1 protein-coding gene and 1 pseudogene are annotated in these 1,619 nt (G+C 72.1%); both read right to left on the reverse strand.

Annotation, left to right across the window (positions count from 1 at the left end; translation table 11 throughout):
• Nucleotides 1-1,344: xanthine dehydrogenase family protein molybdopterin-binding subunit (locus ACFDTC_RS01785; protein ID WP_375257149.1), on the reverse strand; the 1,344-nt coding region annotated here is incomplete at its 3' end.
• Nucleotides 1,341-1,619, reverse strand: a pseudogene (locus ACFDTC_RS01790) (xanthine dehydrogenase family protein subunit M); the annotation flags it as partial. The pseudogene ACFDTC_RS01790 and the gene ACFDTC_RS01785, both read right to left, overlap by 4 nt.

Raw genomic sequence — 1,619 nt, forward strand, 5'->3', positions numbered from 1 at the left:
CCGCGCGGCCGAGTCCTGCAGCGCGTTGGGGCGCGCGGCGGCCGCCATGCCGGTGCCGATCAGCCAGTCGCCCTCGGCCCGCGTGCCGGGTGCCGGGCGATCTGCCCAGCCGAAGCGGCGCGCGCCCTCGGTCAGACAATCGGCCAGGCGCTGCTCGCCGAAGGCCTGCCCGGTCATCGGGTGGCTTGTCGAGACGTTCCTGAGCCGCAGGTCCAGCGGGTCGATCCCGGCCTCCTTGGCCAGCATGTCCATCGCCACCTCGAGCGCGACCATGCCCACCGCCTCGCCCGGCGCGCGAACCGAGCCCGAGGGCGTGCGGTGGTGCCGCGCCACTTCCTGCGCGAAATGCATCGCCAGCGCGTCGTAGGTGAACTGCGACGCGCTGCTGACGGGTTCGGAAAACGCCTCGCCCGGCAGGTTGGACACCCGGTCGTCATGGGCCAGCGCCAGCAGTTTGCCGTCGGCATCCGTCGCCAGCCGCAGGTGCTGATGCGTCTCGGTCCGGCGCAGGACGGCGTCGAACACGGTCTGGCGCGCCATCACGACCCGCACCGGGCGGTCCAACTTGCGCGCCGCGATCGCGGCCGAGACCGCCTCGGCGCCGATGCCCAGCTTCGAGCCGAAGCCGCCGCCGACGTAGGGCGACAGGATGCGCACCCGCTCGGGGTCCACATCCAGCGCGTCGGCGAGTTCGTACCGGTTGAAGGCGACCATCTGCAGCGATCCGCGCAGCAGCAGGTTCTCGCCCTGCCACTCGGCGACCGCGGCATGCGGCTCCATCGCCGCGGCGGCATGACCGGGCGTGCGAAAGGTCACGTCGACCCGGGCGGCGGCGCGGTTCCAGGCGTCGTCCCAGTCCCCGCGGGTCTGGGGATCGTCCCGCTCGACCTCGGACGCGGTGTCGGGATCGACCTCGGCGGGCTCCGAGTCGTAGCTGACCGCCAGCCGCAGCGCGCCGTCGCGCGCGGCCTCGAACGTCTCGGCCACAACCAGCGCGATCGGCTGGCCGTGGTAATGAACCTCGCCGTCGGGACGGATCGGGCTTTCGCCAGCGGTGCCCTGCGCCGGGTTGCGCACGAAATGCGGCCCATGGAAGACGCCCAGCAGGCCGGGGATGCCGGCGATCGACTTCTCATCGATCGACGTCACGCGGCCGCGCGTTACCGTCGCACGGACCAGCACACCGTGGGCGCAGCCCTCGGGCAGGTGGTCGGCGGCGTAATCGGCGGTGCCGGTGACCTTTGCCAGCCCGTCGGGGCGCGGCATCGCGGTGCCGATCAGACCCTGCCGCGTCGAGTCGAGAAGCCGCGCCTGCGGTTCGTCCATCTTGAAATCGAAGGTCATGCGAAGGTCTCCGCCTTGTCGGTTCCGGTCGCGGCCTCGGACAGGCCCGTCACCTCGTGCAGCACCGATTGCAGCGTCCGGCGCAGCAGCGGCAGCTTGTAGGCGGTGTCGGGGTTCGGAGCCGCGCTTTCGGTCAGCGTCTCGGCCGCGCGCCGAAACAGGTCGGCATCCGGCGTCTCGCCGATCAGAGCGTCGGTCACTGACGCATCCACCCAAGGGCGCGGGGCGACGCTGCCGAAGGCCAGCGACAGGTCGGCGATCCGCCCGTCGCGCAT

It is taken from the genome of Citreimonas sp. (assembly GCF_042096055.1).
In the GTDB taxonomy this organism is placed as follows: Bacteria; Pseudomonadota; Alphaproteobacteria; order Rhodobacterales; family Rhodobacteraceae; genus Citreimonas.